Origin of the sequence: Klenkia soli (assembly GCF_900103975.1) — a bacterium.
GTDB classification, from domain to species: Bacteria; Actinomycetota; Actinomycetes; order Mycobacteriales; family Geodermatophilaceae; genus Klenkia; species Klenkia soli.
In genome coordinates, this window is the sequence record NZ_FNIR01000002.1 from 142,696 (window position 1) to 164,782 (window position 22,087).

Genomic DNA, 22,087 nt, shown 5'->3' on the forward strand with positions numbered 1-22,087 from the left:
CGCACCGCCACCCCAGCGGGGGACTCGACGAGGAGGAACCACAGATGGGCAAGCTCGAGGGCAAGGTCGCCTTCATCACCGGTGCGGCTCGAGGTCAGGGCCGTAGCCACGCCGTACGGCTGGCGCAGGAGGGCGCGGACATCATCGCGGTCGACCTGTGCGCGCAGATCGACTCGGTCGCCTACCCCATGGCGACCCCGGACGACCTGGCGGAGACCGTGCGCCAGGTGGAGGCGTTGGACCGGCGGATCGTGGCCAGCCAGGCCGACGTCCGGAGCCTGGAAGCGCTGCAGGGCGCCGTCCGGGACGGCGTGGCGCAGCTCGGCCGGGTGGACATCGTGCTGGCCAACGCCGGCATCGCACCGATGGGCGAGGGAAGCGAGACACCGCAGGCCTGGCAGGACGTGCTCGACATCAACCTGACCGGCGTCTGGAACACCGTGCACGCCGCGGTGCCGACCATGGTCGAGCAGGGCGATGGCGGCGCGATCGTGCTGACCAGCTCGACGGCCGGGCTCAAGGGCATCGGCGGGGACTCCCCTGGTGGGGAGGGCTACACCGCGGCCAAGCACGGCGTGGTGGGCCTGATGCGCACCTTCGCGAACACGTTGGCCAAGCACCGGATCCGGGTGAACACCGTGCACCCGACGGGGGTCAACACCCCGATGGTGGTCAACGCGGTGATGGAGAAGTTCCTGGCCGAGGACCCCTCGATCGCCAACGCGATCTCCAACCTGCTGCCGGTGGACATGATCGAGGCCGTCGACATCTCCAACGCGATCCTGTTCCTCGTCTCCGACGACGGCAGGTACGTCACCGGGACCACGCTGCCCGTCGACGCAGGGATCCTGGCCAAGTGACCGGCCGGGTCGAGGGCAAGGTCGCGTTCATCACCGGCGCGGCCCGGTCCCAGGGCCGCAGCCACGCGCTGCGGCTGGCCCAGGAGGGCGCCGACATCATCGCCGTCGACGTCTGCGGGCCGATCGAGAGCATCGGCATGTACCCGCCGGCCACCGACGAGGACCTCGCCGAGACCGTCCGTCAGGTCGAGGCGCTGGACCGGCGGATCGTGGCGACGAAGGCCGACGTCCGCGACACCGCGGCGATGAAGGCCGCTGTCGACGAGGGGGTCGCGCAGCTGGGCCGGCTGGACATCGTGCTGGGCAACGCCGGGGTGTTCGAGATCCAGCCCGCGCTGGAGCTCTCGGACGAGGCCTGGCGGGAGATGATCGACATCAACCTGACCGGCGTCTGGAACACCTGCAAGGTCGCCCTGCCGCACCTCATCGAGGGCGGTCGGGGCGGGTCGATCGTGCTGACCAGCTCGACCGCGGGCCTCAAGGGGACGCCGAACACCATCCACTACACGGCGGCCAAGCACGGCGTCGTCGGCGTGATGCGCACCCTGGCCAACGAGTTCGCCCAGCACTCGATCCGGGTCAACAGCGTGCACCCGACCGGGGTGGACACGGTGATGATCCAGAACCAGAAGACCTGGGGGCTGTTCGCGCCCGACGACCCGAACCCGTCCCGGGAGAAGGCCGCGCCGATCTTCGAGTCGACCAACGCGCTGCCGATCCCGTGGGTGGAGCCGGTCGACATCTCCAACGCGATCCTCTTCCTGGTCAGTGACGAGGCGCGGTACATCACCGGCGTGACCCTCCCGGTCGACGCCGGCTACACGGTCAAGTGATCACCGGGGCGGCCGGGGACCACCCCGGCCGCCCCCTCACGACGGGACACCATGGACCAGATCCACCGGACGACGGCGTCTGCCGCCGCCGACGTGCGCGCCGTCCGTCAGCGCGTCGCCACCCACCTGGTCGGCCGCGAGCGCGAGACCGACCTGCTGCTGGCCGCCGTCGCGGCCGGCCGCGACGTGCTCATCGAGGGACCACCCGGGACGTCGAAGTCCACCCTGCTGCGGGCGATCACCGCCGAGTGGGGCATCCCGCTGCTGTTCGTCGAGGGCAACGCCGACCTCACGCCGACCCGGCTGGTCGGGCACCACAACCCGGCCCGGGTGCTGCGCGAGGACTACACGGCCGAGAACTTCGTGGCCGGTCCGCTGGTCGAGGCCATGCGCAGCGGCGGCTTCCTCTACGTCGAGGAGTTCAACCGGGCCCCCGAGGACACCCTGAACACGCTGCTCACGGCCATGGCCGAGCGGTCGATCACGGTGCCGACCGTGGGCACCGTGCAGGCCGCCGACACCTTCCGGGTGGTCGCCTCGATGAACCCGTACGACGCGGTCGGCACCACCCGCATGCCCACCTCGGTCGCCGACCGGATGTGCCGGCTGGCCGTGGGCTACCAGGACGAGGACGCCGAGCGCGGCATCGTGGCCCGCCGCACCGGGCTGACCTCGGCGCGGTTGGTCGCCGACGCCGTCGCGCTGACCCGGGCGACGCGGGAGCGGGACGACGTCCGGCAGGGCAGCAGCGTGCGCGGCGCGATCGACGTCGCGCTCGTCGCCGCCCAGCTCGCCGCCATGCGCGGCACCGAGATCCCAGGAGCCGCGGGTTCCGGGATGCCGCCGCGGGACCTGCCGGCGGACTACACGGGCGTGGTGTGGGACGCGATGGTGGTGGCACTGAGCGGCCGGGTGCACCTGGACGAGATCGCCGAGCAGACCGCCGAGGGCGTGCTGCGCGAGATCTGGGAGGACCACTTCCTGCTCCGGCCCGCCGCGGCCGCCCCCGGTTGAAGAGCCGTCGAGGCCGACTCGCCGGTCACCCGCCGCGACCGGTCGGGGGCGCCGCGGGGGATGCGGCCGCTGCGTCGCCGTCCCAAGCAGCTGACCGAGCAGCCGAGCACCTACGAGCCGTCGCGGGGTGGTGGCGGTCTCGCGCTGTCCTCGGGTGACCGGCGCCGGCAGCGCGCGAAGGCGCAGGGCGGCGGTTCGACCCCCGGGACGACGGACGAGCCGGCCGACCTGATCGCGCTGGCCGACCTGGGCGCCCTGGCCGAGTCCGACGCGGTGACCCGGCAGCGGGCGCGGCAGATCGCCCGCCGGCTCGCCGTCCCCCGTCCGCCGCGGGACCGCCGCGCCCGCCGCGGGGTGGGGGAGCTGGCCAGCGTGCGCTGGTCCGGCGGCTCCGACGAGCTCGACCTGGAGCGCACCGTCGACGCGCTGGCCGGCAAACCCTGGCCCGAGGACGACGACGTCGTGGTGCGCGAGCGGCTGCGCCGGCGGCGGTCGGTGGTGCTGGTGGTCGACGTCTCGGGCTCGATGAAGGGCGAACGCCTGCGGACGGCGGCCGCCACGGTGGGCGCGCTGGCCAGGGAGCTGGGCCGCGACTACCTGGCCGTCGTCGCGTTCTGGTCCGACGCCGCGGTGCTGGTGCCGCTGGGCGCACCGGTCGAGCCGCTCGGCGTCGTCGACCTGCTGCTGCGTGTGCCCACCCAGGGCCTGACCAACGTCTCGTTCGCGCTCGAGACCGCGGGCCGGCTGCTGGTCGGGGTGCCGCCGCGGGACGCCCGGGTGCTGCTGCTCAGCGACTGCGTGCACAACGCCGGCCCCGACCCCCGGATCGCGGCGGCCCGGCTGCCCCGGCTGGACGTGCTGCTGGACACCAGCGGCGAGCAGGACGTCGACCTGGGCCGCGACCTCGCCCAGTTGGGCCGCGGCCGGATCCGCCTGGTCCGCGACCACGCCGACGTCGCCCGCGCCCTCACCGCCGTGTTCGCGGACTGAGCGCCGCCGCGCCCCGGGTCAGCGGCGGGGGGCGACCAGGCCGGGGGCGCCGGCGGGGGAGTGCGCGAACTCCACCGCGGTGAGCAGCGCGAAGAACGTGGCGAGCAGCGTGACGGCGATCATCGGGGCACCTCCTGGTGTGGTGCCCCCACGATCACCCCCGTCCCTGCACGTCGGCAGTGCTCTCCCTGTGCGACTCAGGTGAGCGTGACCTTCTCGTTCTCGCCGCCGCTGTAGGGCTCACCGGTCACCTTGGCCTTGGCGAAGCTCAGCACCGTGGAGATCCGCCCGCCCGGGGTGTCCCAGTACTCGGCGGAGTCGCCCTCGACCTTGATCAGCACGATCTCGTCGTCGTCGGGGCCGTCGGGGAACCAGGCGGCGACGCCGGAGTTCCACAGCTCCTTCTTCTTGGCCTCGTCGGTGACGACGGCGGCCCGCCCGGTGAGCGAGATCCAGGTGCCACCGGACCCGGCCACCACGTTGACCTGCGGGTCGGCGGTGAGGTGGGTGACCTTGCGGGAGTCGCGCGCGGCGAAGAACCAGAGGTCGCCGTCGAACTCGACCTCCTGCAGCGCCATCGGCCGGCTGGTCAGCGTGCCGTCGGCGGCGTGGGTGGTGAACATGCCGAGGCGCTGGTCGGACAGCAGCTCGGCGACCTTGCGGGTCGGGTCGTCGGTCATGGGCCCTGGGTGCCCGCTGGCCCGGGGTACGAACCACGCGGCGTACGGCTGGAGGTCGTCGTTCGGGTGTCGATGATCGTGGGGCAGACCCCCGACCGAGGAGCCCCGTGTCCACCGACATCGCGGCGTTGCAGAAGTCCGTGACCGCGGCCGAGGCCGCACTGCGCCGGCTGGAGCGGGACGGCGCCGACGCCCAGGCCCTGCAGGGTGCCCGGCAGCAGGTCACGGTGGCCTCGGTCGCCCTGGCCGACGCCCTGGCCGCGCGGGCCCAGCGGGCCCAGGACGCCGCCGCCGCGGCTGCTGCGACGGGAGCGGTCGACCTCTACGTCTGACGGTGCGCTGGCTGCGTGCCGGACCGCCCGGGCAGGATGCCGGCATGCCGACGACCTTCCCGTCCCCCGCCGACGGTCTGCCGATCGCCACGTACACCTGGGACGACGTCCCGGGCGAGCCCGTCGGGGTGGTGCAGCTCGTGCACGGGCTGGCCGAGCACGGCCCGCGCTACGACCGCTTCGCCCGCGCGCTGGTCGCCGCCGGGTTCGTGGTGTCCGCCGCCGACAACCGGGGCCACGGCGCCTCGGTGTCCGACGAGGTACCGCTGGGCAGCTTCGGGGCGGCGGGCACCGCGGGCTTCCTGGCCGACGTCGCGCAGCACTCCCGAGAGCTGGTGCAGACGCACCCCGACCTGCCGCTGTTCGCCTTCGCCCACTCGCTGGGCTCGATGGGCATGCAGAGCGTGCTGCTGGACGAACCGGTCCGCTACGCCGGCGTGGTGCTCAGCGGCTCGACGACCCTCGACGGCCTCGGCGGGGTGCTCGCCGGGCTGCCCGCCGACCAGCCCGGTCTCGCGGCGTTCAACGCCGGCTTCGAGCCGCGCACCGGGTTCGAGTGGCTCAGCCGCGACCCCGCCGAGGTCGACGCGTACATGGCCGACCCGCTGTGCGGCTTCCTCACCGAGGACGCGATCATCGGCGGGGTGCTGGCCACCGCCGAGCGCACCGCCGACCCGTCCGGTGTCCGGGCCGACCTGCCGCTGCTGCTCGTCTCGGGCGACCGCGACCCGGTCGGTGGGCCGGGTGGTGCGAACGTGACCGCGCTGGCCGACCGGTACCGGGCCGCGGGCGTCGCCGACGTGACGCTCTCGCTGTACCCGGACGCCCGGCACGAGCTGGTCAACGAGACCAACCGCGACGAGGTCACCGCCGACGTCGTGGCCTGGCTGACCGCCCACCTGCCGGGCTAGCCGGCGGCCAGCTGGTCCAGCACCACCCGGGCGGCGGCGGGGCCGGCGTTGAGGAACCACGCCTCGTCGTCCACCTGCACGGCGGTGCCGTCGGCCACGGCGGGCAACCCGGTCCACAGCGGGCTGGACAGCGCCGTGGCCTGCTCGGCCCCGGCCTGCACGCCGTAGAACAGCCGGTCGCCGCCGGCCCGCTGCAGCTCCTCGTCGGAGAGGTCCTGCGAGGTCCCGGTGAACTGCTGGTCGGCCGGCCGGGCGACGTCCGCGGCGGCGAGCAGGCTGCCCACGAAGGAGCCGACGCCCCAGATCCGGGTGCGGTCCGAGCCGATCCGCACGACGCTCACCGTGGCGCCGGCGAACTGCGCACCCACCTGGGCCGCGTCGCCGAGCAGGCCGCCGAGCAGCTGCTCGGCGTCGGCGGTGCGGCCCAGCGCCGCGGCGACCAGCAGCAGGTCCTGCTGCCAGTTCACGCCGGTGCCCTCGGTGACGACCGTCGGGGCGATGCCGGCGAGGGCGGCGCCCACGGTCTCCGCGCCCACCGAGTTGACCAGCACGAGGTCGGGGCGCAGCGCGGCGATCGCCTCGAGGTCCGGTTCCAGCCGCAGCCCGACCGAGGTCAGGCCGGACAGGTCGGCGTCGGGGAAGGCCGCGGTCAGGTAGTCGGGCACGAGCCCGGCGCCGCTGGCCTGGGTGGCGCCGACCGGGACGACGCCCAGGGAGAGCACGTCGTCGAGCTGGCCGGTGCTGATCACCACCACGCGCTCGGGCGCCGCGGGGATCGTCGTCGTCCCGCCGAAGTGGACGACGTCCCGGGGGAAGACGCCGTCGGCCGCGGTGGACCCGAAGCCGTCGGGCAGCGCGTCGGGGGCGACACCGGACGCGGGTGCTGCGGAGGCCGCGGCGTCCTCCGTGGTCGGGGCGGCGCAGCCGGCCAGGACGAGGAGGCCGAGGACGGCGGAGACGGCACGGATCACCCGAGCAGGGTAAGGGTGCCCTAACCCAGCAGTGCGGGTGGGACAGTGCGGGCGTGCAGATCCTGGAGCCGCTGGTGGTCCGGGGCCGCACGCTGCCCAGCCGGGTCGTCTCGTGCGCGCACCTCACCAACCTGGCCGTGGACCGGCTGCCCTCGCCCGCGCAGACCAGCTACTACGCGGCCCGGGCCGCCGGGGGTGCCGGGCTGGTCATCACCGAGGAGCAGGCGGTGGACCCGGCCGACCAGCCCTACGAGAAGGTCGTCGACGGCACCGACCCGGCCGTCGCCCCCCGGTACCGCGAGATCGCGGACGCCGTGCACGGGCACGGCGGGCTGGTGGTCGCCCAGCTCAACCACAACGGCGGCCAGGGCAGCTCGCTGCACCCGCGGGTGCCGCTGGTCGCGCCCTCGCCGCTGGCCGACCCGCTGTTCGGCGAGGTGCCCCGGCAGGCGACCGCCGCCGACCTGGCCGGGGTCGTCGCCGGGTTCGCCCTCGTCGCCGGGCACGTGCGCGCCGGCGGTCTGGACGGCGTCGAGCTGCAGGCCTCGCAGTCCTCGCTGCTGCGGGCGTTCCTCTCCCGGCGGGCCAACCGCCGCGCCGACGGGTACGGGCGCGACCGGGACCGGCTGCTGCTGGAGGTGGTGGCCGCCGTCCGCGCGGCGCTGGGCCCGGACCTGCTGCTCGGCGTCCGGCTCGCCGTCCACGAACCGGACGGGACGACGACCGAGGACGCCGTCGCCACCGCCCACCGGCTGGCCGTGACCGGCGCGGTGGACTGGCTGTCGACGACGGTCGGGGTGGCCACCGAGTCGCTGTTCCTGGTCGAGCCCTCGATGGCGACGGCGCACGGCTACGCGCTGCCGCTGGCCGCGCGGCTCCGGGAGGCGGGGCTGCCGGTGATCGGGGTCGGCCGGGTGACCACCCCCGAGCAGGCCGAGGCGGCGTTGGCCCACTGCGACCTGGTCGGGGTGGTGCGCGGCCAGGTCGCCGACCCCGACTTCGTGGCGAAGGCCCGGCGGGGCGAACCGGTGCGGGCCTGCACGGGCTGCAACGAGTGCGCCGCGGGCATCGGCGCCGGGCGGCCGATGCGCTGCGTGCAGACCCTGGGCCCGGTGCCCGTGCCCCTGCGGGGTCCGGGGCGCCGCGTGGTGGTCGTGGGCGGTGGGCCGGCGGGGCTGCGGACGGCTGCGCTGGCCGCCGCGCACGGGCACCGGGTGACCCTGGTGGAGGCCGCCGACCGGCTCGGCGGGCAGCTGCTCCTGGCCGCGGCCGCCCCCGGTCGCGGCGAGCTGGCGGGGGTGGTCGACGCCGACACCCGGGAGTGCGCCCGGTCGGGCGTCGAGGTGCGCACCGGCACCCGGGCCACCCCGGAGCTGCTCGCCGACCTGCGGCCCGACGTCGTCGTGCTGGCCATCGGCGCGGTGCCGGCCCGCCCCGCCTGGGCCGGCGACGACCCGCGGGTGGTCCCCGCGGCCGACGTGCTGGCGGGGCGGGCGCACCCGGCCGGTGCGGTGCTGGTGGTCGACGAGCTGGGCGGACCGCACGCGTCGTCCACCGCGGAGCTGTTGGCCGCTCGCGGGTGCGCCGTCGAGGTGGTCACCGGCGCCCTCGTGGCCGCGCAGGCGCTGGGCCCGACGCTGGACCGCGAGCTGTGGCACCGCCGCGCCGCCGCGGCCGGGATCGCGCAGACCGTCGAGCGGGTGCCGCTGTCGGCCACGACGGGGGACGACGGACGGCGGACGGTCACGCTGCTCCACCACCTCACCGGCGCCGTCGAGACCCGGGTGGTGGACTGGGTCGTGACCGCCGCCCACCCGACCCCGGTCGAGGCCCCCGCGGCGCCGCCCGGCATCCCGGTGCACCGGGTCGGCGACTGCCTCGCCCCGGCCGGCGTCCCCGGCGCGGTGGCCTCGGCGCACCGGGTCGTCACGACGTGGTGAGCCTGGCGGGGGTGCGGTCGCCGGAGCTGGGCGGCCGGCCCACGGTCGTCGTCCCCCTCGGGTCGGTCGAGCAGCACGGGGCGCACCTGCCGCTGGGCACCGACACGACCGTCGCGGCCGCCGTCGCGGCCGGGTTGGTGGCCCGGCGGCCCGGGCTGCTGCTGGCCCCCGCCGTGCCCTACGGGGCCAGCGGCGAGCACGAGGGCTTCCCGGGCACGGTGTCGATCGGCACACCGGCGCTGACCACGCTGCTGGTGGAGCTGGGCCGGTCGGCCGGGCTGTGGGCCGGGCGGCTGCTGGTGGTCAACGGGCACGGCGGCAACCTCGAGGCGCTGCGGGCCGCCGTCCCGCTGCTGCGGCACGAGGGTCGGGACGTCGCCTGGTTCCCCTGCGGTGTGCCCGGCGGCGACGCGCACGCCGGCCGCACCGAGACCTCCCTGCTGCTCCACGTGGAACCGGAGGCCGTGCGGGCCGAGCTGGCCGAGGCGGGGGAGACCGCACCGATCGCCGAGCTGCTGCCCCGCCTGCGGGCCGGGGGTGTGGCCGCGGTCAGCCCGAACGGCGTCCTCGGCGATCCGACGGGTGCCACCGCGGACGAGGGGGCGCGGTTCCTCGCCGGCATGCTCGACCGGGCCGTCGCAGCGGTCGACCGCTGGCAGGTCGACCCGTCCGGCCGGCTGCTCCCCGCGGCGCCGGTGCCCGGGTGACGCCGCCGGGCGGGCGGTTGCCCGACGGGTTCCGGGTGGTCCTGGACCCCCGCACCGGGCGGCGGGACGGCGGGGCCGCGCTGCTGGGCGGGTCGCCGCTGCGGCTGCTCCGGCTGGCCCCACGCGCCCGCGCGTTGCTGACCGGCGACGAGCTGGTCGTCGCCGACCCGACCACGGCGGTGCTGGCCGCCCGGCTGCTGGACACCGGCCTGGCCCACCCGCGGCTGGACCCCGTCGTCCCCGGTGACGTCACGGTCGTCGTCCCGGTCAAGGACCGCACCGCCGAGCTGAACCGGCTGCTGGCCGCCGTCCGGGCCGACCTGCCCGACGTCCCGGTGCTGGTCGTGGACGACGGCTCGGCCGACCCCGCGGTGACGGCCGCGGTCTGCGTCCGGCACGACGCCCGGGTGCTGCGGCACGACACCGCGCGCGGGCCGTCGGCCGCCCGCAACGCCGGCCTGCGCGCGGCCACCACCGGTGCCGTCGCGTTCGTGGACTCCGACTGCGTCCCGCGCCCGGGCTGGCTGGGGGTGCTGGCCGCGCACCTCGCCGACCCCCGGCTGGCGGTGGTCGCGCCGCGGATCGTCGCGCTGCCCGCGGGCCGCCCGGGCTGGGTGAGCGGCTACGAGGACGCCGTCAGCGCGCTGGACATGGGTGCGCACCCCGCGCCGGTGGCCCCGCTGACCGGGGTCTCCTACGTGCCCAGCGCCGCCCTGCTGGTCCGTCGGGCCGCGCTCGCCGCGGGCTTCGACGAGACCATGCAGGTCGCCGAGGACGTCGACCTGGTCTGGCGGCTGGCCGCCGCGGGTTGGCGGGTGCGCTACGAGCCCGGCGCCCAGGTCGCCCACGAGCACCCCGTGCGGACGACGGACTGGCTGCGCCGCCGCGCCTTCTACGGCACCGGCGCGGCGCTGCTGGCCCGCCGGCACGGCCCGGCGGTCGCCCCGGTGGTGATGTCCCCGTGGTCGGCGGCGGCCTGGGCCCTGCTGCTCCTGGGTGGCCGCCCCGGTGGCCTGGCCGCCGCGGGTGTGCTGACCGTGGCCACGCAGAAGCTGGCCGCCCGGCTGGGCGACCCGCCGCCGACCGGGCTGGCCGCCACGCTCGTCGTCCGCGGGTCGTGGTCGGCCGGCCGCACGCTGGCCCGGTCGGTCACCCGGCACCACTGGCCGCTGGTCGTCCCGCTGCTGGGCGTGCAGCGGGTGCGCCGGCTGGTCGCGCTGGTCGCCGTCGCCGACGCCGCGGTGGCCTGGTGGCCGCACCGGCACGAGGTCGGCCCGCTGCGGTTCGCCGCCGGCCGCCGGCTCGAGGACCTCGCCTACGGCGCGGGCCTCTGGCGCGGCGCGCTGCGGGCCCGCGACCCCCGCGCGCTGCTGCCGGCGCGGCCGCCCCGTACGTGAACAGCGGGTGACACCACGCCGGTCGGGGAACACCTCCGGCCGGCCGCGCCTTGGCCCCACCTGTGCAGCTCCTGCGGGAGCCACCCGCACGACGACGCCGAGGAGCTCCGCCATCAGCACCACCACCGTCAAGCCCACCACCGCGACCGCGACCGCGACCCCGGCGCCCGGCCGGGCCAAGCTCGCCCTGACCCTCGGCGCCTTCGTGGCGCTGGGTCCGCTGACCATCGACATGTACCTGCCGGCGCTGCCCACCATCGCCGATGACCTCATGACCACGTCGGCCACCGTGCAGCTCACCCTCACCGGCACCCTGCTGGGGCTGGCCGTCGGTCAGCTGGTGCTCGGCCCGCTCTCGGACCGGTTCGGCCGCAAGCGCCCGCTGATCGCCGGCACCGCGCTGCACGTGGTGGCCTCGCTGCTGGTGCTCGTCGCCCCGAACATCGCCGTCCTCGGCGCGCTGCGCGTGCTGCAGGGCGTGGGGACGGCGGCCGGCGCGGTCATCGCCCTCGCCGTGGTGCGGGACCTCTACACCGGGCGGGCCGCCGCGACCCTGCTCTCCCGGCTGTTCCTGGTGCTCGGTGCCGCGCCCGTGCTCGCGCCGACCCTGGGCGGCGAGCTGCTGCGCTACACCTCCTGGCGCGGGGTGTTCGTGGCGCTGGCGGTCTACGGGCTGCTGCTCGTGCTCGTCGTCGGCTCCGCCCTGCCCGAGACGCTGCCGCCCGAGCGTCGGGCCAGCAGCGGGCTGCGCGGCACCGCGCGGGCCTACGCCGGGTTGTTCCGCGACCGGGTGTTCGTCGGCCTGGTGGTCGTCGCCGGGCTGACCATGGCCGGGCTGTTCAGCTACGTCTCGGGCGCCACCTTCGTCTACCAGGACGAGTTCGGCCTCGACGAGCAGCAGTTCGGCCTGCTCTTCGGCGCCGGTGCGGTCTGGCTGATCGCGGCCACCCAGCTCAACCCGGTGCTGCTGCGCCGGTTCCAGCCGCAGGCGATCCTGGTCGGCGGCCTGTCGCTGGCCGGGGCGGCGGGGGTCGTGCTGCTCCTGCTGGCCTCCACGGGCACCGGCGGGCTGTTCGGCGTCGCCGTCCCGATCTGGGTCGTGCTCGCCGGCAGCGGGCTCGCGCTGCCCAACGCCCCGGCCATCGCGCTGTCCCGGCACGGCGAGTCCGCCGGCACCGCGGCCGCGATGCTGGGCGCCGTCCAGTTCGGCGTGGGTGCGGTCGTGGCCCCGGTGGTCGGTGTGCTCGGCAACGACGGTGCAGCCATCGGCACGGTCGTGGTGATCGCGTTCGCCCTGGCCGGGGTCGTGCTGGCCGCCGTCGTCCGGCCCTGGCAGCTGCCCCGGTGGGAAGCCGAGGACTGATCCGACGCCGGAGTGGTGGCGCATTCGGGCCGCACCGGTCACCATGGCGGTGACATGAGCCACTGGGCAGCGGAGCCACGGGTGAGCGCGTGACCACGGTGAACCCCTGGCTCGCGCTGCCCGACGGCGCGCCCACCCCGATCGTGACCCGCCGGCTGCGCGCTGCGCACGAGGCGCTGGTGACCCGCGGCGGGCGGCCGGTGGTGGGTCACCACGTCCGCCCCGTGGTCTGGGACTCCTGGCGGCGCAGCCTGGGCAACGGCGTGGACCCCGACGGCGTCCCGGCCCCGGTCGACCTGCTCGACGACGACCTGGTCGCCTACCGCGAGGCGCACCCGCTGGCCGCCGTGATGCCGGTGATCCGCCGGCTGCTGGTCGCCGACGCCGAGGCCGACAAGATGATCGTGGCGGTCACCGACGCCGCCGGCCGCATGCTCTGGGTCGAGGGCGACCGGCAGCTGCGCAGCCAGGCCGAGCGCATGCACTTCGTCGCCGGCTCCCGCTGGGGCGAGGACGTCGTCGGCACCAACGCCCCGGGCACCGCCCTGGCCCTGGACACCCCGGTGCAGATCTACGGCAGCGAGCACTACAGCCGCACGGTGCAGCCGTGGAGCTGCTCGGCCGCCCCGGTGCACGACCCGGTCACCGGGGTGCTGCTCGGGGCCATCGACGTCACCGGCGGCGACCACGTGGCCAGCCCGCACGTGCTCACCCTGGTCCGCGCGACGGTCGCGGCCGCCGAGTCCGAGCTGCGCTGGCTGCACCGCGAGCAGCTGTCCGGCGTGCCCGCGCTGCCACCCCGCCGCCGGCCGGCCACCCCGCTGCTCGAGGTGCTCGGGCGCGAGCGCGCCCGGCTGACCACGCCCACCGGCCGCACCGAGCTCTCGCTGCGGCACTCCGAGCTCGTGCTGCTGCTCGCCGAGGCCGCCGTCACCGGCGAGGGCCGCAGCGCCGAGCAGCTGGCCGCCGAGGTGCACGTCGGCGACGCGGCCGCCGTGACGGTGCGGGCCGAGCTGTCCCGCCTGCGCAAGCTGCTGGGCGAGGACCTCGTCGGGTCCCGGCCCTACCGGCTGACCGCACCGCTGGACACCGACCTGGACCAGGTCCGGCGGCTGCTGGCCCGCGGCGCGGTGGCCACCGCGCTCGAGCGGTACCCGGGCCCGGTGCTGCCGCGCTCCGAGGCGCCCGGGGTGCGGGCCGCCCGCGCCCGGCTGACCGGTTCGCTGCGCGCCGCCGTCCTGCGTGCACCCCGCCCCGACCTGCTGCTGCGCTGGAGCCGGCTCCCCGAGGCCGCCGACGACGCCGCGGTCTGGCAGGCCCTGCTCGACGTGCTGCCGCTCAGCTCGCCCCGCCGGGCCGCCGCGGCCAACCAGCTGCTGCGGCTGCGCCGCACCCCGCGCCCGCGCTGAACCCGCCGGGGCGCCGGCTGGGGCGCTGGCATGCTTGTGCCACGTGACCGTCACCGCCCCGCCCGTCGTCGTCCCCGACACCCGGCGGGCGGTGCTGGCGATCGTCGCCCTGGGCCTGGGTGCGTTCGGCATCGGGGTCAGCGAGTTCGTCACGATGGGCCTGCTGCCCGAGATCGCCCGCGGCGTCGGCGTCTCCATCCCCAGCGCGGGGCACCTGGTCAGCGCCTACGCGCTCGGCGTCGTCGTCGGGGCGCCGGTCATCGCCGCCACTGCCGCCCGGCTGCCCCGCAAGGGCCTGCTGCTGGGCCTGCTCGGTGCGTTCCTCGCCGGCACCGTGCTCACCGTCGCCGCCCCGGGCCAGGGCACGCTGCTGCTGGCGCGCTTCGTCGCCGGCCTGCCGCACGGGGCCTACTTCGGGGTCGCCTCGCTGGTCGCCGCCTCCCTGGTGCGCACCGAGCTGAAGGGCCGCGCCGTCAGCTCGGTGATGCTGGGGCTGGCCGCGGCGAACCTGGTCGGGGTGCCGGCGGCCACCTGGCTGGGGCAGCACCTGGGCTGGCGCAGCGCGTTCGTCTCGGTGGTCGTCGTCGCGCTGCTGACCGCGGTCGCCGTCCTGGTGCTGGTGCCGCGCACCCCGGGGAACCCGACGGCGACCATCAGCTCCGAGCTCGGCGCCCTGCGCCGGCCGCAGGTCTGGCTCACCCTCGGGGTCGCGGTGGTCGGCTTCGGCGGCGTCTTCGCGCTCTACGCCTACATCGCGCCCATCACCACCGAGGTGACCGGCATGCCGGCGGGCTTCGTGCCGGTGGTGCTGCTGGCCTTCGGCATCGGCGGCGTGGTCGGCACGGTGCTCGGCGGCAAGCTGGCCGACGTCGCGCTGTTCCGCTCGCTGGTCGGTGCCATGGTGGGCACCGGCGTGCTGCTCGGGTCGGTGCTGGTCGCCGCCCGGCACCCGGTCTCGCTGCTGGTCGTCGCCTTCCTGGTCTCGGTCGTGACGTCGGTGCTGGTCGTCACGCTGCAGCTGCGCCTCATGGAGGTGGCCGGCGACGCCGAGCTGCTCGGCGCGGCGGCCAACCACTCCGCGCTGAACGCGGCCAACGGCCTGGGCGCGTACCTGGGCGGCGTGGTCATCGCGGCCGGCTGGGGCTACCCGGCGACGTCGGTGGTCGGCGTCGGGTTGGCGGTGCTGGGCCTGGTGGTCCTGGCCTGCTCGGCGGTGCTGCGCCGTCGGGAGCTCCGCACGGCCTGAGCTGCAACGCCGCTGCAACGTTGCCGACCGCCCGCGGTGCGTGACCACAGGTCCCCGGTCCCGGCTTCTGCGGAGCCCACCGGCACGAGGTTCCGCATCCGCGGAGGGGGCTCCCCGGCGCGCGGCAGGTAAGCGTGGCCTAAGGAGTGTGTCCGTCGGCACACTCGGGTCCGGTGGCGGGAGACCGCTGTCACACGACCCTGCAACGAGGCGGAGGACATGACGCAGATCAACGTGCGGGTCGACGGGGCGTCCTACTCGGACGACGTCGAGCCCAGAACACTCCTGGTCCACTACCTGCGGGAGCAGCTCGGCAAGGTCGGCACCGTGGTCGGCTGCGACACCAGCAACTGCGGTGCCTGCACCGTCCACCTGGACGGCGAGAGCGTGAAGAGCTGCACCGTGCTGGCCGTGCAGGCCGACGGCAGCGAGGTCACCACGATCGAGGGCATCGCCGACGGCAAGACCCTGCACCCGATGCAGAAGGCCTTCCACGAGCAGCACGGGTTGCAGTGCGGCTACTGCACCCCGGGGATGATCATGGCCTCGATCGACCTGCTGAAGAACAACCCGAACCCCAGCGAGCACGAGATCCGTGAGGGCATCGAGGGCAACCTCTGCCGCTGCACGGGCTACGTCAACATCGTCCGCGCGGTGCAGCAGGCCGCCGGCGAGATGAGCAGCACCGCGGGAGCGCAGGCATGACCCTCACCGACGAACCCACCACCGCCGAGACCCCCGTCAAGGAGGTCGGCAACGCCCGCCTCCGCAAGGAGGACGCCCGGCTGATCACCGGCAAGACCAGCTGGACCGACAACATGGTCCTGCCCGGGATGCTGCACATGGCGTTCCTGCGCTCCCCGGTCGCGCACGGCACGATCAGCCACCTCGACGTCAGCGCCGCGAAGGACCGCCCGAACGTGGTCGCGGTCTTCACCGGGCAGGACTTCAAGGACGAGCAGGGCAGCATCCCCTGCGCGTGGCCGGTCACCCCGGACATGGTCAACCCCGGTCACCCCTCGATCGCCGTCGACACCGTGAACCACGTGGGCGAGGCCGTCGCGATCGTGGTGGCCCGCACGCGCACCGCCGCCGTGGACGCCGTCGAGGCCATCGACGTCGACTACGAGACCCTCCCGGTCGTGCTCGACATGGAGCAGGCGGTCGAGGACGGCGCCGACCTGGTGCACGCCTCGACCAGCTCCAACACCAGCTACCACTTCGTGTTCGACGCCGGCGAGGCCGGCACGGGCACCGACACCGACGCCGCGTTCGCCGACGCCGAGGTCACCGTCTCCCGCCGCTTCGTGCAGCAGCGCCTCATCCCGGCGTTCATGGAGCCCCGCTCGGCCGTGGTCGGCGTGCAGGGCGACAACTACACGCTGTGGTCGGCCACCCAGATCCCGCACATCCTGCGGGTCATGGGCGCCCTGACCACCGGCATCCCCGAGCACAAGCTGCGCGTGGTGGCCCCCGACGTCGGGGGTGGCTTCGGCGGCAAGCTGCAGGTCTGCCCCGAGGAGATCCTGGCGCTGCTCGTGGCCCGCCGCCTCGGCAAGCCGGTGAAGTGGACCGAGACCCGCTCGGAGTCCCTGATGACCGCCCACCACGGGCGCGACCAGGTCCAGTTCATCGACGTCGCGGCGAAGAAGGACGGCACCGTCACCGGCCTGCGGGTGCGCCTGCTGGCCGACATGGGTGCCTACCTGCGGCTGATCACCCCGGGCGTGCCGGCGCTGGGCGCCTTCATGTTCCCGGGCATCTACAAGTTCCCGGCCTACCGCTTCGAGTGCGACGGCGTGTTCACGAACAAGGTGCCCACCGACGCCTACCGCGGCGCCGGTCGGCCGGAGGCCACGTTCGCGATCGAGCGGATCATGGACGAGCTGGCCGTCGAGCTGGCCATGGACCCGATGGAGCTGCGCCGCAAGAACTGGATCAACGCCGAGGAGTTCCCGTTCACCACGGTGGCGGGCCTGCAGTACGACTCCGGCGACTACGAGCAGGCCACCCAGGCCGCGCTCGAGCTGCTCGGCTACGACGAGCTGCGCGCGGAGCAGAAGCAGCGCCGGGAGTCGAACGACCCGGTGCAGCTGGGCATCGGCATCTCGACGTTCACCGAGATGTGCGGGCTGGCCCCCTCCCGGGTGCTCGGCTCGCTCTCGTTCGGCGCCGGCGGCTGGGAGCAGGCGTCCATCCGGATGCTGCCCACCGGCAAGGTCGAGGTCGTCACCGGCTCCACGCCGCACGGCCAGGGCCACGAGACGGCCTGGAGCCAGATCGTCGCCGACGAGCTGGGCGTGCCCTTCGACGACGTCGAGGTGCTGCACGGCGACACCGCCATCAGCAGCCGCGGCCTGGACACCTACGGCTCGCGCTCGCTGGTCGTCGGTGGCACCGCGGTGGTCAAGGCCGCCGAGAAGGTGGTCGCCAAGGCCCGCAAGATCGCCGCGCACCTGCTCGAGGCCAGCGAGGACGACCTGGAGTTCTCCGGCGGCAAGTTCTCCGTCAAGGGGACGCCGGGCGCGGGCCTGGGCATCCAGGAGATCGCCCTGGCGATCTTCGCCGCGCACGACTACCCGGAGGGCATCGAGCCCTCGATCGACGCCGAGGCGGCGTTCGACCCGGTGAACTTCTCCTTCCCGCACGGCACGCACCTGTGCGCGATGGAGGTAGACACCGAGACCGGGTTCGTGAAGATCCGCAAGTACGCCTGCGTCGACGACATCGGGAACATCGTCAACCCGATCATCGTCGAGGGCCAGATGCACGGCGGGCTCGCCCAGGGCATCAGCCAGGCCCTGTACGAGGAGGCGATCTACGACGCCGACGGCAACCTGACCACCGGCACCTTCGTCGACTACCTGGTGCCCTCGGCCGCCGACCTGCCGACGTTCCACACCGGCAACACCACGCACGCGGCGACCAGCAACCCGCTGGGCGCCAAGGGCGTCGGCGAGGCCGGCTGCATCGCCAGCACCCCGGCCGTGGTCAACGCCGCGCTGGACGCCGTCCGGCACCTGGGTGTCTCCGACATCCTCATGCCGCTCACGCCCGAGCGGGTCTGGCGGGCCATCCACCAGGGCGGCGACGGCGGCGCCCGGGTCGCCGAGGGCAGCAACGCCTACGGCGGCGCGACCACCACCGAGACCGGTTACGAGGAGGCGAAGTGATCCCCGCAGCGTTCGCGTACGCCCGGCCCACCACCGTCGACGAGGCCCTGCAGGCCATCGCCGCCGGCGGCGAGGACGTCAAGATCATGGCCGGTGGGCAGTCGCTCATCCCGGTCATGCGGTTGCGGCTGGCCGCACCCGAGACCGTGGTGGACCTGACGAAGGTGGCCGAGCTGCGCGGCGTCCGCGAGGACGGCGACAGCCTGGTCATCGGGGCCATGACCACCCACTCCGACATCCTCCGCGACCCGCTGATCGCCCAGTACGGGAAGCTGATCGCCGAGGCCACCGAGACGGTGGCCGACCCCGCCGTCCGGCACCGCGGCACCTTCGGCGGCGCCCTGGCGCACGCCGACCCGGCCGGTGACCTGCCGGCGGTGGCCCTGGCGCTGGACGCCGAGTTCGTCATCGCCGGTCCCGGCGGTGCGCGGCGCTCGGTCCCGGCCGCGGCGTTCTTCGTCGACTACCTGACGACGGCGCTGGAGGACGGCGAGCTCCTCGTGGAGATCCGGGTGCCCAAGCTCGGCGAGGGCTGGGGGGTGCGCTACGAGAAGTTCAACCGGGTGGCCCAGGCCTGGTCGATCGTGGCCGTGGCCGCCACCGTCCGCCGCGAGGGCTCGACGATCGCCGAGGCCCGCATCGGGCTGACCAACATGGGGTCCACCCCGCTGCGGGCGACCGCCGTGGAGCAGGCCCTGGTCGGCGCCGACGTCAGCCTGGAGACGGTCACCGCGGCGGCCGCCCAGGCCGCCGAGGGCACCGAGCCCAGCAGCGACCTCAACGCCCAGGCCGACTACCGGCAGCACCTGGCCCGGGTGCTCACCGGACGAGCGGTGCGGGCGGCCGCTGGGCTGTAGCGTCGCCAGCAGGCTCCAGCAGTTCCCCCGGACCCGGCCGGCCCACCCTGCAACGGGTGGGCCGGCCGTCGTCCGCACCCACCATCTTGGAGGTCCCCGTGCAGTTGGAGAACTCGTTCCTCGTCCCCGTGCCGATCGACGACGCGTGGAAGGTGCTGCTCGACATCGAGCGCATCGCCCCGTGCATGCCGGGCGCGGCGCTCGACTCGGTCGACGGCGACGACTTCACCGGCCGGGTGAAGGTCAAGCTCGGCCCGATCAACCTCACCTACGCCGGCAAGGCCTCCTTCGTCGAGAAGGACGAGGCCGCCCACAAGGCCGTCATCGACGCCCGCGGCAAGGACCAGCGCGGCAACGGCACCGCCGCCGCCGTGGTCACCGCGCAGCTCAAGAGCGAGGGCGACTCCACCCGGGTCGACGTCCTCACCGACCTCAACATCACCGGCCGCCCGGCCCAGTTCGGCCGCGGCGTCATGACCGACGTCGGCAACAAGCTGCTGGGCCAGTTCGCCGACAAGCTGGCCGCGCAGCTGGGCACCAGCGACGAGCAGCACGCCCTGGACGTCGAGGCCGCCGCGCAGCAGCAGGAGCCCACGGTGAAGGGCACGGTCGCCGAGGCGGCCGCGACGGTGGCCGGGGCCGTCGGCGAGGTCGCGGAGTCCGTGGCCAGCACCGACGCCGACACCCCCATCGCCGAGGCCGCCCGCAAGGCCGGCGCGGCCACCGCGGCCGCCGCCGACCAGGCTGCCGACGCCGCGCAGGAGGCGGCCAAGCCCGCCAAGAAGGCACCCTCCAAGCCGCCGACCGGCACCACCGGCCCCGCCAACAAGCCGGGGTCCTCGGGTCCGGCGGCGTCCCGCCCCCGCGCGGTCCAGGCCGAGCCCGAGCCGATCGACCTGCTCGAGGTCGCCGGCGGCGCGGCGTTCACCCAGTTCGCCAAGCCCGCCGCGATCGGCGTCGGCGTCCTGGTCCTGGTCGCCCTGGTGGTCCGCCGCCGCCGCAGGTAGCCCGCCCCGCAGCGTTGATCAGGGGGGTGCACGGTTGTCCGTCCTCCTCCGCCAGATCTGGTGGAGGAGGACAGAACTTCGTGCACCCCCCTGATCGTTGCTGGCCGGGGGGTCAGGCGAACGCGGCGAGCCAGGTGTCGACGGCGGTGCGGACGGCGGGCGGGTCGGCCTTGAGCGCGTGGTCGCCGCGCACCGCCACGACCTGCGCCGGGTGATCGCCCAGCGCGACCTGCACCTCCGTGGGTCCGCCGAACGCGTCGCTGTCGCCCTGCACCACCAGCACCGGGACGTCGACCCCGGTCACCTCCGCCGCCCGGCTCTTCTCCGGCTTGCCCGGCGGGTGCAGCGGGAAGGCCAGGCACAGCACGCCGACGGCGCCCAGCGGGCCGGCCGTGCGGCAGGCGACCCGGGCACCGGCACTGCGCCCGCCGAACACCACGGGGCCGGTGAGCAGGTCGGTGACCCCGGCGTGGATCGCCGTCCAGCCCTCGTCCAACCGCGGGGGAGCGGCGGCGACCCGCTTGCCGGCCACCCGCCAGGGCTGCTCGACCCGCAGCACCCGCCAACCGCGGCCGACGGCGGCGTCGGTCGCGGCCAGCAGGTCGGGTGCCTCGATGCCGCCGCCGGCGCCGTGGCCCAGCAGCAGCGTGCCCACGGGCGGACCGGCCGGGTCGTCGACGGTGACCCGGGCCGGCCCCAGCGGGGTGTCGACGTCGCGGGGGGTCACGCCGTGGCGGGCCGGCGGGTGAGCGGCGGGAGGGCGAAGCCGTCGGCCACGTGCGCGGCCAGCTCCAGGTAGGCCTGCCGGGCCGGCGCCCCGACCCGCTCGAGGTCGATCAGCCCACCGGTGACCAGGTGCGCGTCGTAGGGGATCTCGACCACGGCGCGGCAGCGGGCCTCGAAGTGGGCGCGCACCATGCCCATGTCGACGTCGCCGGTGTTGGGCCGCACGCTGGAGATCACTGCCACGGAGCGCTGCACCAGCTCCTCGTGCCCGTGCGCGATCAGCCAGTCGAGGGTCTTGCTGGCCCGGCTGGCACCGTCGACCGAGGGCGCCCCGACGACGACGAGGGAGTCGGCGATCGCCAGCGTGCCCGACATCGCCGAGTGCAGCAGGCCGGTGCCCGAGTCGGTGAGGATGATGTTGAAGTACCGCGCCAGGATGTCGGCGACGGTCGTGTACTCCTCCTCGCTGAACGCCTCCGACAGCGCGGGGTCCTGGTCGCTGGCCAGCACCTGCAGCCGCCCGGCCAGCGAGGTGAACGCCGAGACGTCGGTGAAGGACCGGATGCGGTCGACGGCGGCGAGCAGGTCGCGCACGGTCACGTCGGTGACGTTGGTCAGCCGCTCGGCCAGCGTGCCGGCGTCGGGGTTGGCGTCGACGGCCACCACCCGGTCGCCGCGGTGGTGGGCCAGGGTCAGGCCCAGGCAGCAGGTGGTGGTGGTCTTGCCGATGCCGCCCTTGAGCGACACCACGGCGATGCGGTTGCTGCCGCGCACCGGGGTGGTGACCCGCTGCACCAGCGCGCGGTGGGTGATCTCGGCCTGGGAGAGGCCGGGGTTCACCGTGCCGCCGCTGGCCTTGTGCAGGAACCGCCGCCAGCCCCGGGTGGGGGTGTCGGCGGTCTGCCGCAGCAGGGACTGCGAGGTCAGCGACGGGGGCTGGCCGGGCTGCTGCTCGGGGCTCCAGGTGGCGCTGCCCTGGCTGCCCCACCCGCCGGGGGCGACCGGCTGCCCCCACGACTGCTGGGGCGGTGCGTTCTCCGGGGCGGGGGCCTGCTGCGCCTGCGGGGCCTGCGGGGCCTGGTGCGCCGGCGGCTGCTCGGGCCGCGGGGTCTCCTCCCACGGGCGGGCGCCGGGCGGGGGCTCCCAGGTGCGCGGCTGCTCGGTCTGCGGCGCCTGCGGGGCGGGCTGCTCCCACGACCTCGGCTGCTGCCACGCGGGCTGCTGCTCCCAGGACGCCTGCTGGCCGACGGGCTGGTCGGCCGGGCGCCAGGTGGGCTCGGCCACCGGTGCGTCGGGTGCGGCCTCGGCGCGGGGGCGCTCGGCGTCGGCGGCCTGCTGCCAGGACGGCGGCTGCTGCCAGGCGGCGATCTGCTCCTGCGACTGCTGCTCCCACGAGCGTTCGTCCGGCGGCGTGCTGGGCTGCTGGGCGGTCTGCTCCCACGAGTCGGCCACGGCCGGGGCGCCCCCGGCGGGCGGGGTCAGCCGGATCTCCTGCGTGCCGCGGGGCTCGTCACCGGCGGTGCCCGTGCCCGACCCCGTGCCGACGGTGGACCAGCTGTCCAGCGACGCCTGCCAACGGTCGCCGTCGGTCCGGCGCTGGGCCTCCTCCGACGGCGTGCCCGCGTCGTGCGCGGCGTCGTCGGGCGTCGGGTCGGCTGGGCGGTCGGACAC

At 75.3% G+C, this 22,087-nt stretch carries 20 protein-coding genes; 16 read left to right on the plus strand and 4 right to left on the minus strand.

What is annotated here, in order from left to right; translation table 11 throughout:
* Positions 1–44: 44 nt before the first annotated feature.
* Genes BLS67_RS03570 through BLS67_RS03585 form a run of 4 tightly spaced genes read left to right on the plus strand, consistent with a single transcriptional unit; the run spans position 45 to position 3,697 of the window.
* On the plus strand, positions 45–860 hold the full coding sequence (locus BLS67_RS03570; RefSeq protein WP_091239867.1) for a mycofactocin-coupled SDR family oxidoreductase: 816 nt from the start codon (positions 45–47) through the stop codon (positions 858–860).
* The gene (locus tag BLS67_RS03575; protein WP_091239870.1) at positions 857–1,693 is read left to right on the plus strand and encodes a mycofactocin-coupled SDR family oxidoreductase; all 837 of its coding nucleotides are present in this window, start codon (positions 857–859) and stop codon (positions 1,691–1,693) included. Before BLS67_RS03570 ends, BLS67_RS03575 begins: the two co-directional genes overlap by 4 nt.
* Before the next feature lie 51 nt (positions 1,694–1,744).
* Complete coding sequence (locus BLS67_RS03580) at positions 1,745–2,707, plus strand: AAA family ATPase (RefSeq protein WP_091239874.1); 963 nt, start codon at positions 1,745–1,747, stop codon at positions 2,705–2,707.
* Positions 2,708–2,767: 60 nt separating this feature from the next.
* Positions 2,768–3,697: a vWA domain-containing protein gene (locus BLS67_RS03585; RefSeq protein ID WP_165617457.1), complete on the plus strand. Its 930-nt coding sequence runs from the start codon at positions 2,768–2,770 to the stop codon at positions 3,695–3,697.
* A gap of 197 nt (positions 3,698–3,894) precedes the next feature.
* Here BLS67_RS03585 and BLS67_RS03590 read toward each other — a convergent pair whose 3' ends face one another.
* A complete protein-coding gene (locus BLS67_RS03590) occupies positions 3,895–4,377 on the minus strand; it encodes a pyridoxamine 5'-phosphate oxidase family protein (RefSeq protein ID WP_091239877.1) in 483 nt (160 codons plus the stop codon).
* 107 nt (positions 4,378–4,484) lie between these two features.
* Between BLS67_RS03590 and BLS67_RS03595 the strand changes: the two genes are divergently transcribed.
* Together BLS67_RS03595 and BLS67_RS03600 are read left to right on the plus strand one after the other, a co-directional pair.
* Complete coding sequence (locus tag BLS67_RS03595; RefSeq protein ID WP_091239881.1) at positions 4,485–4,709, plus strand: hypothetical protein; 225 nt, start codon at positions 4,485–4,487, stop codon at positions 4,707–4,709.
* Positions 4,710–4,753: 44 nt separating this feature from the next.
* Positions 4,754–5,620, plus strand: a complete 867-nt coding sequence (locus BLS67_RS03600; RefSeq protein ID WP_091240636.1) for an alpha/beta fold hydrolase — start codon at positions 4,754–4,756, stop codon at positions 5,618–5,620.
* Here the strand turns inward: BLS67_RS03600 and BLS67_RS03605 are convergent.
* Complete coding sequence (locus BLS67_RS03605; RefSeq protein ID WP_207500239.1) at positions 5,617–6,591, minus strand: ABC transporter substrate-binding protein; 975 nt, start codon at positions 6,589–6,591, stop codon at positions 5,617–5,619. The two genes, BLS67_RS03600 and BLS67_RS03605, sit on opposite strands and share 4 nt — an antisense overlap.
* Before the next feature lie 53 nt (positions 6,592–6,644).
* Between BLS67_RS03605 and BLS67_RS03610 the strand changes: the two genes are divergently transcribed.
* The 10 genes from BLS67_RS03610 to BLS67_RS03655 all read left to right on the plus strand — a co-directional run bounded on the left by BLS67_RS03610 (position 6,645) and on the right by BLS67_RS03655 (position 19,690).
* A complete protein-coding gene (locus BLS67_RS03610) occupies positions 6,645–8,531 on the plus strand; it encodes an oxidoreductase (RefSeq protein ID WP_091239886.1) in 1,887 nt (628 codons plus the stop codon).
* An 11-nt stretch (positions 8,532–8,542) separates the two neighbouring features.
* Positions 8,543–9,238: a mycofactocin biosynthesis peptidyl-dipeptidase MftE gene (gene mftE / locus BLS67_RS03615; protein WP_242653806.1), complete on the plus strand. Its 696-nt coding sequence runs from the start codon at positions 8,543–8,545 to the stop codon at positions 9,236–9,238.
* Positions 9,235–10,635 carry a mycofactocin biosynthesis glycosyltransferase MftF gene (gene mftF / locus BLS67_RS03620; RefSeq protein WP_091239893.1) on the plus strand — a complete coding sequence of 467 codons (1,401 nt, stop codon included), beginning with the start codon at positions 9,235–9,237 and terminating at the stop codon, positions 10,633–10,635. Before mftE ends, mftF begins: the two co-directional genes overlap by 4 nt.
* 7 nt (positions 10,636–10,642) lie before the next feature.
* Positions 10,643–11,998, plus strand: coding sequence for a multidrug effflux MFS transporter (locus tag BLS67_RS03625; protein ID WP_242653807.1), 1,356 nt, complete (start codon positions 10,643–10,645; stop codon positions 11,996–11,998).
* Positions 11,999–12,087: 89 nt separating this feature from the next.
* Positions 12,088–13,407, plus strand: a complete 1,320-nt coding sequence (locus tag BLS67_RS03630; RefSeq protein ID WP_242653808.1) for a sigma-54-dependent transcriptional regulator family protein — start codon at positions 12,088–12,090, stop codon at positions 13,405–13,407.
* Positions 13,408–13,450: 43 nt separating this feature from the next.
* A complete protein-coding gene (locus tag BLS67_RS03635) occupies positions 13,451–14,653 on the plus strand; it encodes an MFS transporter (RefSeq protein ID WP_242653809.1) in 1,203 nt (400 codons plus the stop codon).
* 219 nt (positions 14,654–14,872) lie between these two features.
* Positions 14,873–15,358: a (2Fe-2S)-binding protein gene (locus BLS67_RS03640; RefSeq protein ID WP_091239896.1), complete on the plus strand. Its 486-nt coding sequence runs from the start codon at positions 14,873–14,875 to the stop codon at positions 15,356–15,358.
* Positions 15,355–17,826: a xanthine dehydrogenase family protein molybdopterin-binding subunit gene (locus tag BLS67_RS03645; RefSeq protein WP_091239900.1), complete on the plus strand. Its 2,472-nt coding sequence runs from the start codon at positions 15,355–15,357 to the stop codon at positions 17,824–17,826. Before BLS67_RS03640 ends, BLS67_RS03645 begins: the two co-directional genes overlap by 4 nt.
* Positions 17,823–18,683, plus strand: a complete 861-nt coding sequence (locus BLS67_RS03650; protein WP_091239902.1) for an FAD binding domain-containing protein — start codon at positions 17,823–17,825, stop codon at positions 18,681–18,683. The genes BLS67_RS03645 and BLS67_RS03650 overlap by 4 nt, the downstream gene beginning before the upstream one ends.
* A 98-nt stretch (positions 18,684–18,781) precedes the next feature.
* A complete protein-coding gene (locus BLS67_RS03655) occupies positions 18,782–19,690 on the plus strand; it encodes an SRPBCC family protein (RefSeq protein ID WP_091240654.1) in 909 nt (302 codons plus the stop codon).
* A 112-nt stretch (positions 19,691–19,802) separates the two neighbouring features.
* Here the strand turns inward: BLS67_RS03655 and BLS67_RS03660 are convergent, their stop codons facing one another.
* Positions 19,803–20,417: an alpha/beta hydrolase family protein gene (locus BLS67_RS03660; RefSeq protein WP_091239905.1), complete on the minus strand. Its 615-nt coding sequence runs from the start codon at positions 20,415–20,417 to the stop codon at positions 19,803–19,805.
* Positions 20,414–22,087 carry a MinD/ParA family ATP-binding protein gene (locus BLS67_RS03665; RefSeq protein ID WP_165617458.1) on the minus strand — a complete coding sequence of 558 codons (1,674 nt, stop codon included), beginning with the start codon at positions 22,085–22,087 and terminating at the stop codon, positions 20,414–20,416. The genes BLS67_RS03660 and BLS67_RS03665 overlap by 4 nt, the downstream gene beginning before the upstream one ends.

Excerpts from the sequence above, each read along its gene's own strand:
- BLS67_RS03570 (WP_091239867.1), top strand. The coding sequence starts at position 45 with ATGGGCAAGCTCGAGGGCAAGGTCGCCTTCATCACCGGTGCGGCTCGA.
- BLS67_RS03580 (WP_091239874.1), top strand. The coding sequence starts at position 1,745 with ATGGACCAGATCCACCGGACGACGGCGTCTGCCGCCGCCGACGTGCGC.
- BLS67_RS03585 (WP_165617457.1), top strand. The coding sequence starts at position 2,768 with ATGCGGCCGCTGCGTCGCCGTCCCAAGCAGCTGACCGAGCAGCCGAGC.
- BLS67_RS03590 (WP_091239877.1), bottom strand. The coding sequence starts at position 4,377 with ATGACCGACGACCCGACCCGCAAGGTCGCCGAGCTGCTGTCCGACCAG.
- BLS67_RS03600 (WP_091240636.1), top strand. The coding sequence starts at position 4,754 with ATGCCGACGACCTTCCCGTCCCCCGCCGACGGTCTGCCGATCGCCACG.
- BLS67_RS03640 (WP_091239896.1), top strand. The coding sequence starts at position 14,873 with ATGACGCAGATCAACGTGCGGGTCGACGGGGCGTCCTACTCGGACGAC.
- BLS67_RS03645 (WP_091239900.1), top strand. The coding sequence starts at position 15,355 with ATGACCCTCACCGACGAACCCACCACCGCCGAGACCCCCGTCAAGGAG.